This window comes from Mucilaginibacter sp. (genome assembly GCF_039207105.1).
Classification (GTDB): domain Bacteria; phylum Bacteroidota; class Bacteroidia; order Sphingobacteriales; family Sphingobacteriaceae; genus Mucilaginibacter.
Genome location: NZ_JBCECK010000064.1, coordinates 22,331 through 29,919 on the forward strand (window position 1 = coordinate 22,331; position 7,589 = coordinate 29,919).

The 7,589-nt window shown below is 41.0% G+C and carries 9 protein-coding genes and 1 pseudogene; 4 read left to right on the forward strand and 6 right to left on the reverse strand.

Translation table 11 applies throughout. The annotated features are described in order from the left end of the window. Nucleotides 1-11 precede the first annotated feature (11 nt). From AAGC65_RS14355 to AAGC65_RS14375, 5 genes are all read right to left on the reverse strand, one after another. On the reverse strand, nucleotides 12-338 hold the full coding sequence (locus AAGC65_RS14355) for a hypothetical protein (RefSeq protein WP_343113151.1): 327 nt from the start codon (nucleotides 336-338) through the stop codon (nucleotides 12-14). A 7-nt stretch (nucleotides 339-345) separates the two neighbouring features. Then, complete coding sequence (locus AAGC65_RS14360) at nucleotides 346-747, reverse strand: DoxX family protein (RefSeq protein ID WP_343113152.1); 402 nt, start codon at nucleotides 745-747, stop codon at nucleotides 346-348. Nucleotides 748-753: 6 nt separating this feature from the next. Continuing rightward, the gene (locus AAGC65_RS14365) at nucleotides 754-1,221 is read right to left on the reverse strand and encodes an SRPBCC domain-containing protein (RefSeq protein ID WP_343113153.1); all 468 of its coding nucleotides are present in this window, start codon (nucleotides 1,219-1,221) and stop codon (nucleotides 754-756) included. A 1-nt stretch (nucleotide 1,222) separates the two neighbouring features. After that, nucleotides 1,223-1,543 (reverse strand): metalloregulator ArsR/SmtB family transcription factor, encoded by a 321-nt coding sequence (locus AAGC65_RS14370; RefSeq protein WP_343113154.1) that lies wholly within the window; start codon nucleotides 1,541-1,543, stop codon nucleotides 1,223-1,225. Between the two features lie 100 nt (nucleotides 1,544-1,643). Beyond that, complete coding sequence (locus AAGC65_RS14375; protein WP_343113155.1) at nucleotides 1,644-2,438, reverse strand: AraC family transcriptional regulator; 795 nt, start codon at nucleotides 2,436-2,438, stop codon at nucleotides 1,644-1,646. Between the two features lie 119 nt (nucleotides 2,439-2,557). On the opposite strand from AAGC65_RS14375, the gene AAGC65_RS14380 reads away from it, so the two are divergent. The 3 genes from AAGC65_RS14380 to AAGC65_RS14390 are packed head-to-tail and all read left to right on the forward strand — an operon-like array spanning nucleotide 2,558 to nucleotide 6,519. Further along, nucleotides 2,558-3,868: a TolC family protein gene (locus tag AAGC65_RS14380; protein ID WP_343113156.1), complete on the forward strand. Its 1,311-nt coding sequence runs from the start codon at nucleotides 2,558-2,560 to the stop codon at nucleotides 3,866-3,868. Nucleotides 3,869-3,874: 6 nt separating this feature from the next. Further along, complete coding sequence (locus AAGC65_RS14385) at nucleotides 3,875-4,930, forward strand: HlyD family secretion protein (protein WP_343113157.1); 1,056 nt, start codon at nucleotides 3,875-3,877, stop codon at nucleotides 4,928-4,930. Next, complete coding sequence (locus tag AAGC65_RS14390; protein WP_343113158.1) at nucleotides 4,930-6,519, forward strand: transporter; 1,590 nt, start codon at nucleotides 4,930-4,932, stop codon at nucleotides 6,517-6,519. Before AAGC65_RS14385 ends, AAGC65_RS14390 begins: the two co-directional genes overlap by 1 nt. A gap of 121 nt (nucleotides 6,520-6,640) precedes the next feature. Here AAGC65_RS14390 and yiaA read toward each other — a convergent pair whose 3' ends face one another. Continuing rightward, nucleotides 6,641-7,108, reverse strand: a complete 468-nt coding sequence (gene yiaA, locus AAGC65_RS14395) for an inner membrane protein YiaA (protein ID WP_343113159.1) — start codon at nucleotides 7,106-7,108, stop codon at nucleotides 6,641-6,643. A 147-nt stretch (nucleotides 7,109-7,255) separates the two neighbouring features. Between yiaA and AAGC65_RS14400 the strand changes: the two are divergent. Further along, nucleotides 7,256-7,589: pseudogene (locus tag AAGC65_RS14400) on the forward strand (hypothetical protein); the annotation flags it as partial.

Here is a 7,589-nt window from a genome sequence, read left to right on the forward strand (position 1 = left end):
GAAAGTACTGACTATAATTCTTTTTCTACATATCGATCGTAAAAAGTTCCCGTGCCTTTTGCATCAATTCTGCCTACAATCACCTCCACTGAACTTTTACTGATATCAAAACCTGGTTGTAAATGTATATGCTCTCTCGCTCCAATCGGAAGGTCTTTTATATCATCTTGATTTAAATCTGCTATGCTTATTAAAAGAGCTGCAAAGGATTTCAGACCTTCGGTGTCACCATGAATTAGTACGTCTTGCCATTTTGTTTTTTCGCCCTCAAACTCATCTTCATGATCAGCAACAAAAATGTCTAAATGTCCGCTAATTTCGGTTTGATATTTCTTCATACTAATGCTATTCATTTACTAAAGTTAATTGATTTATTTTTCTATCCGCAGGCCTCCAGTACCAGGATGCCATAGTCAGGATGAGTAGTAATAACGACGGAAATATTTTACTGATACCATCGCCTACGGCAATGTGCGAAAATATGGCTCCCAACATTACAAAGAAGAAACCTGCATAAGTCCATTCTTTTAGTACTGGCATTTTCGGGATCAATATGGTTATAACTCCCAACATTTTCAAAACACCCAAAATTGTTAAAAGATAAATGGGGTAGCCTAAATGTGTAATGCTATCCGCCCCTCCTTGTCCATCTTTCATTTTTAACAATTGTACTACCGCGGTTGATACCATGCCCAGTGCCAGCCAGATGGTGGCTATCCAGTAAATAATTTTATCTCTCTTTTTCATGATAAGTTATTTTAGTTTACCTGCAACATCCTGTAAACGGTTATGCGCCATGCTAATGCCTTGTGCAAAGGGTAAGGCCAGCATCTGGTCGCGGAGCGCGGCAGACCGGTACACGCTATGGATAACCAATTTGCTGGTATCGTCGGTCAGTTTTTCAAATTCCAGAAATTCCAGCTGAACACCAAAAGGGCTGTTTTCCATTTCAAATGTTCTGGTGATCTTTTGGTTAGGATTAAATTCGTGAATTGTTCCATTACCCCTAAACACCACGTTGCCTTTGGCATCTGATGTTTCAAACTGGTAACCACCATGTTGTTTGTTTTCAAGCTTCAGCACTTTGGTTCCCATCCATTGCTCCACAATTTCGGGCTCGGCATAGGCTCTGAAAAGTAAGTCTACCGGCAAATCAAATTCCCGGGTAATAGTTAAATCCTGCTTGCCTGGTTCGGCATTGATCTTGGTTTTTAGTTCCATATTATTTGCTTTTATATTTTTTCATGATGCTTTCTAATTTATTAAATCTGTCGTCCCACATCTGGCGGAACGGTTCAATAAAGTCGGCTACTTCTTTCATTTTTTTCGCGTTAATATGATAGTTTATTTCCCTGCCGTTTTGCTCCTGTTTAAGCAATTCGCATTCGGTAAGTATTTGTAAATGTTTTGAAACTGTTGGCCGGGCGGTATCAAAGTTGGCGGCTATGGCGCCGGCCGTCATGGTTTGCGAAGCTAATAACAATAATATGGCCCTGCGGGTTGGGTCGGCTATGGCCTGGAATACATCTCGTCGTAAATTCATTGTGTAGCTATTTGACTACAAATATATATATGTAGCTATTTAACTACGCAAATTTTTCATGAATTTTTTTATAGGTTATTAAAAGATAAGATCCTGTTGATCAGGAGCCTGATCTGTAGGTCATGAATGCCGATGGCCTGGCATTGGTGATCTGTTGAAAGGTATTGCTGAACGCCGAAAGGCTGTTATAACCAACCTGGTAAGCTATTTCGCTTAGGGAAAGATCGGTTTGGAGGATGAGTTCGAGGGATTTAACTATCCGGAGCATTTTGAGGTATTGCAGAAATGAAATGCCGAGGCTGGTTTGGAACAAGCGGGAAAATGAACGCTGACTTAACCCAAAACGTTTTCCGGTTGAGTTGAGTAGCAGGGTATCAGAAAGGTTATCGGCCATAAATGCGATGATCTCTTTCATTCGCTCATTATTGGTGATAGGCAGCGCCATGGAGAGTTGTTTGCTGCTGACCTCGGGCAGTACTTTTTTGATCGACTTTAAAAATTCAAAGCCATCATCCTGAGGCTGTACATGGTCATCCCATTTCTCTGAATATTTGATCATTTGAATAAGCAGTTCATTAATAGGGTAGATACCTATTTCCCGGTAAAAAGGATGATGTTCATCATTTTGAGCAAAGAAAAATATGGAACGGAGTACTGTAGCCGAACTACCGATGGTAAGCGCGTGATCTATCCCGGCCGGAACCCAAAGATAATGACGGGCCGGAACAACATAAGTTTTAGCATCGATGGTAATGTAGGCAACACCCCCTTCTACATAGGAGAACTGTCCTTTAGAGTGACGATGCTGGGGAATATATTTTTCAAACGTTTCGTGGTTAACGAAAATAGCATCAGGGAAATCTTCAATAAGGGGTAATGATGCAATGAGGCTCATGGGGGGTATTTAATTTGTAAAATTAAAGTATTTTTTTGATTTGGCCGGAATCATCAAATCTTTGGCCGATAAGTGAAAACGAAATTTTGACTGCCTGAATACTTTTGCCGCCAATAATTATGCAACGGCACGCACTTATAATTCCCCTGATCGTATTTTTTAGCCTGAGTTACTTTACGTTACAAGGGCAGTCCTTATCGCTCCATGAAGTTTGGCAACATGTAGATAGTAAGGATAAAACTAACCTGATCAAACAAATACAGGTTAATCAATCTAAAGAAAATATCCTTGACGCGCGAGCGGAACGTTTACCGGAGATCAATCTGGCGGGATACCTGGAAGAAACCACTAATCTACCTATTTATGAAAACGGCTTATTTAATAGCCCCTCTCAACATGCCATTGTACATACACGATACAAGGTAGGGGCCGATGCCTATTTTAATATTTACAACGGCGGTAAAACCAATATCAAAATTGCAGAACGGAAAATTATGCTGCAACTGACGGATGTGCAGCAAAAGCAAACAGCTGCTAATCTGCGCTTACTGGCAGCAGTATATTACCTCGACTTATCTAAAAGTTACGTCTTCCGGGCATTGATGATCAATGATATCGCCGATCAGGAAAAGCAATTAAAGAAAGTAAAAGTGCTTTTGAAAGAAGGAGTGATCCTGAAAAGTGATATGTTACGTATCGAGCTTAAATTATCGCGCCAGCGTGTAACCCTGCTGCAAATAGAGAACGATATTAAGATAGCCGCTCAAAAGCTGAATATCATGATGGGGGAGGCCGATGAACAAACCATCATCCCGGCAGATAGCCTGAATGTGGATCAGTTGCCCATGAAAACTTATCCCGAATACCTGGCAGAGGCAAGTAGCGAAGCCTACGAATACAGGATAGCGAAACAGGAAACAGGTTTAAGCGATTTGAAACTTAAGGATGTACGTGCAAACTCATCAGTTAAAGCAGGCATTTACAGTAGCTTTGCCTACGCCTACCCGGAAAATTTTCTTTACCCATATGCCGCCGATCTGTATTCATTAGGGATAACCGGTGTTAAGATTTCTTTTCCCATATCATCATTTTACACCAACAGACATAAGGTAAAAACCGCCAAGCTGGAACACTGGCAAAAGCAGGTAGAAACAGCGGATGTACAGGATAAGATACGCCAGCGGGTTAATGAAGCATTTTTGCGTTACCAGGAGGCCACAACTAAGGTAGATGTTGCCAAAACTGATGTGGTTAGGGCGGTTGAAAATTACCGGATTGTTCGTAACACTTATTTTAATCAAACTTCGCTTATTACCGATCTGCTTGACGCTGATGTTCAGCTGTTGCAAGCCCGCTTTGATCTGGCAGCGGCTCAGGTTACCGCTCATCTTCAATACTATCAATTACAAAACACTATAGGTCGTCTTTAACCAACAATGAAACCAAAAAACAAATACACCGTTACCGATCAGCTGATTACTCGTATCACCGCATGGATAGCCGGCATTGCCGCATTTATCATTATCATCTGGGGCATCCGGTTGCTATGGGAGAATTTCAATTATGAGGAAACGAACGACGCGCAGGTTCAGGAGTATATTAACCCGGTTATATCAAGGGCCGGAGGTTTTATTGTAAAGGTTAATTTTGAGGAAAACCAGGAGCTTAAAAAAGGTGATACCCTTTTGGTTATTGACAACCGGGAATCAAGTTTGCAACTAAAACAAACAGAAGCGGCTTTGCTGAATGCAAAAGCGCAGTTGAATGTTTTAAAAAGTAACCAGCAAACGCTTGCTTTGGCGGCAAGCGCGGCGGCTCCATCCATTGCAGCTGCCCGTGCAAGGCAGCTAAAGCAACAGCAGGAATATGAGCGCTATCAAAATCTTTTTAAAGAAGAATCAGCTACTAAGCAACAGCTGGAAAATGTGAAGGCTGGCTTGGATGTATCAACAGCCGAACTACAATCTGCGCAGAGTAATTACAAAACCTCATTACTAAAGGTTAATGATGTACAGGCGCAGCAGGAAGTAACTCAAGCTGAGATCAAAAGGCTGCAGGCGTTGATAGAACGCAATAAGCTTGATATTTCCTACACAGCCATTACCGCGCCATATAACTGCCGTGTTGGCCGCAGAACTATAGAGCAGGGGCAAATGATCGATGCCGGGCAGATACTGGCATATATCATCAATCAGGAATCGGATAAGTGGGTGGTTGCCAACTACAAGGAAACACAGGTAAGCATTATGCACATCGGCCAAACTGCCGAAATAGAGGCAGATGCCTTCCCTGGGAAAAAATTTAAGGGGAAGATCATTTCACTCTCGCCTGCTACGGGTTCAAGTTTTTCGCTGATACCGCCCGATAATTCTACAGGTAACTATGTTAAGATCGTTCAGCGGGTTCCGGTACGCATCAAATTGGTTGAAAGCAAAGAAGTGATAGAGCCGTTAAAAGCGGGTATGAACGTAAATGTAGCCATAGCACGATAATGCCGGCATTAATCCCATTATTTAAAAGCTGGGTACCGGCATGGCTGGTACGGGTAACCATGTTTGTGGTACTGCTACCCAGCTTTGTACTATTTTTTTTGCCATTATCAAATGTGACTGTTACTGCAGGTTACTATGGAATTGAACCAGCCGATGTCCAATTTTCGGTGGTGATCTTCTATGTAGGCTATACCAGTTTCTTTTCGCTCGAAAAGCGGTTTTTCAGGTATCTGGCAACAAAGGAGTACTTTTTTATTTTTACACTCATACAGTTGCTAACCTCCTTTATTTGTTACGAAACGCATAGCCTGCTGATCTTGCTGATATTTCGGTTTATTCAGGGAATGATGTTTACCAGCACAGCTAATTTGGCCTTAGCACTAATTTTTAACAGGTTGCACAGCCAGCGTGCCCGCGCCATAGCTTACTCTGTATTTTTTGGTATGCTGGTTTGCATTATACCTTTTAATAATTTTATTACCGCTGATATGTTAGATGCCACTGGCTTCAATACGGTTTTCCGTGGCGCTATAATTTCTTATCTGCCCGGGTTATTTTTGTTGGCCATATCTATGAATAATGTGAGGCTGAATATTAAATTTCCATTATATCTGCTTGATTGGGAGAGCTTTTTATTTTACGGAAGTTTTTTATCACTGTTTGGCTATGTGATGGTTTATGGTCAGGAACGCTATTGGTTTGAAGACAGGCAAATTTGCATAGCTGTTGCATTAATGGTGTTTTTTCTGGTGCTTTTTTGGATCCGGCAGTTTTTTATGAAACGCCCATATTTTGTTCCGGATGTATTTCGTTACCGTAATTTTATATTGGGAGGGGGAGTGTTGTTCATTTTGTACCTGTGCCGCTTTACGCTAAACTTTTCTTCTGCCTATTTTACGGCAATCCTTGGTTTTGATCCGCGGCATCTATCCTATATCAACTTGTTTAATATAGGGGGGATTGCTTTTGGAGTCATTACCTCCTGCGTATATCTTTTACAAAACAGGCCTATACGCCTCATCTGGATTTATGGTTTTTTGAGTCTGTTGGTTTTTCATGTGTGGATGTTTTTTCTGTTTAGCAAGCAAGGTAACGCGGATAATTATTTCGTGCCTATTTTTCTGCATGGCCTTGGCGTTGGTTTGCTGATAGTGCCCTGCATCATTTTTATGATATCCTCGGTACCTGTCAGTTTGGGTGATACAGCGGCGGGTATTTGCCTGTTTGTGCGCTGTAGTGGCTTTATTTCCAGCATAGCACTGATCAATTACTACGATCTGCTGAAAAGAAGTACTCACTTTAATGCCTTTATGGATCGTTTGTCGGGGAATAACCCTTTGTTTAAACAAACGCTTCTAAGGCAGAGCAAAGCACTTGTTGGTCACGGTCTCTCCAAACACCAGGCCCCGGCCGCGGCAACCCGACTATTAGTAAAGCAAATTGGCTTGCAGGCACAGGTGCGGTCGGCAATGGACTATTATGTGCTTATTACAGGTTTAATTGTTATGACCCTCATCATAATCGCATTATTTCCTTATGTTAATCGTACGGTGATACGGTTGCGGAAAGACCAACCAGCTCCGTTTTGAGTTGATGGAATATCTGGCTGTGTATTTAAACCCTTGATATAGAGTCTTTAGAAAATAGCAGATAGGTAAATAAAAACCCTGCAGGCCTGCCAGGCAAGGAACTGCAGGGGCAACCGCTACGTTACGACTCTTTATCTTCAAACATTTTTGCGTCGCGGGTATTCTTTTGTACAGCAATGGCCGAAAATATACTTAGGCAGAATGCCATAGCGTAAAAACCTTTCTCGCTTCTGGCCAGATCTGCATTCCAAAGACCAATTGTCAACAGGATCATTGCAGCAATAGTGGCAAACCAGCTAAGGCCGTAGTAAAGATCCGTAACTGCAAGTCCTTCAGACCTGTCCCTAACGCTTTTTTGTAAGGAGATCACTGCGAATAAGCCAAATAATAAAATGGTGAAATAATAACCTTTTTCATTCAAAGCCATGTTTGCATTCCATAAGCCTATGCAGTATCCCGTTGTTCCTGTCAATAAGGCAAACCAGGATGCCCCTATAAATGCGGCAGTCGGTTTAAACGGGTTTTTAACTTTATCACCATGTTTTATAATGGATGAATTTTCTTCTGTTCTTTGTTGTAGCGGTTCCATATTTATTTGTTTTAATAATTTCTGTTTTAGTAATTAATATGGAAGCAAATGTCGGTTACAGTATAGACCTAAAAAAAGTAGAATAATGAAATTACTGACGATATGATTTTTCAATTATTGTACTTTTACGCACATTAATATATTTATATGGATTCACTCTCTGAGTTGATCAATCTACTTAATAGTCCAGAAAAAAGGCTTTTCAGGCAATTTTTACAGCGGAAAAACAAAAGATCTGATGTGAAAAATCTGCAATTACTTGAATTGATAGAAACTGACGATATAAATGGTTTAAAGAAGCTTTATAAGTCCGAAAAAAATAACGATGCATACCATGCTTTACGTAAAAGATTACAGGATAACTTGCTGTTATTTTTATCTCAGAAAGCCTTTGAAAGTAGCCATTCTGATACTTATGATGCGCTCCGCTTGGTAGTAGTGGGGCGTTTTTTGTTAGAAAATGATGTGAACAAGGTAGCGT

Excerpts from the sequence above, each read along its gene's own strand:
- AAGC65_RS14390 (WP_343113158.1), top strand. The coding sequence starts at position 4,930 with ATGCCGGCATTAATCCCATTATTTAAAAGCTGGGTACCGGCATGGCTG.
- yiaA (WP_343113159.1), bottom strand. The coding sequence starts at position 7,108 with ATGGAACCGCTACAACAAAGAACAGAAGAAAATTCATCCATTATAAAA.
- AAGC65_RS14360 (WP_343113152.1), bottom strand. The coding sequence starts at position 747 with ATGAAAAAGAGAGATAAAATTATTTACTGGATAGCCACCATCTGGCTG.
- AAGC65_RS14355 (WP_343113151.1), bottom strand. The coding sequence starts at position 338 with ATGAAGAAATATCAAACCGAAATTAGCGGACATTTAGACATTTTTGTT.
- AAGC65_RS14380 (WP_343113156.1), top strand. The coding sequence starts at position 2,558 with ATGCAACGGCACGCACTTATAATTCCCCTGATCGTATTTTTTAGCCTG.
- AAGC65_RS14385 (WP_343113157.1), top strand. The coding sequence starts at position 3,875 with ATGAAACCAAAAAACAAATACACCGTTACCGATCAGCTGATTACTCGT.
- AAGC65_RS14365 (WP_343113153.1), bottom strand. The coding sequence starts at position 1,221 with ATGGAACTAAAAACCAAGATCAATGCCGAACCAGGCAAGCAGGATTTA.
- AAGC65_RS14370 (WP_343113154.1), bottom strand. The coding sequence starts at position 1,543 with ATGAATTTACGACGAGATGTATTCCAGGCCATAGCCGACCCAACCCGC.
- AAGC65_RS14375 (WP_343113155.1), bottom strand. The coding sequence starts at position 2,438 with ATGAGCCTCATTGCATCATTACCCCTTATTGAAGATTTCCCTGATGCT.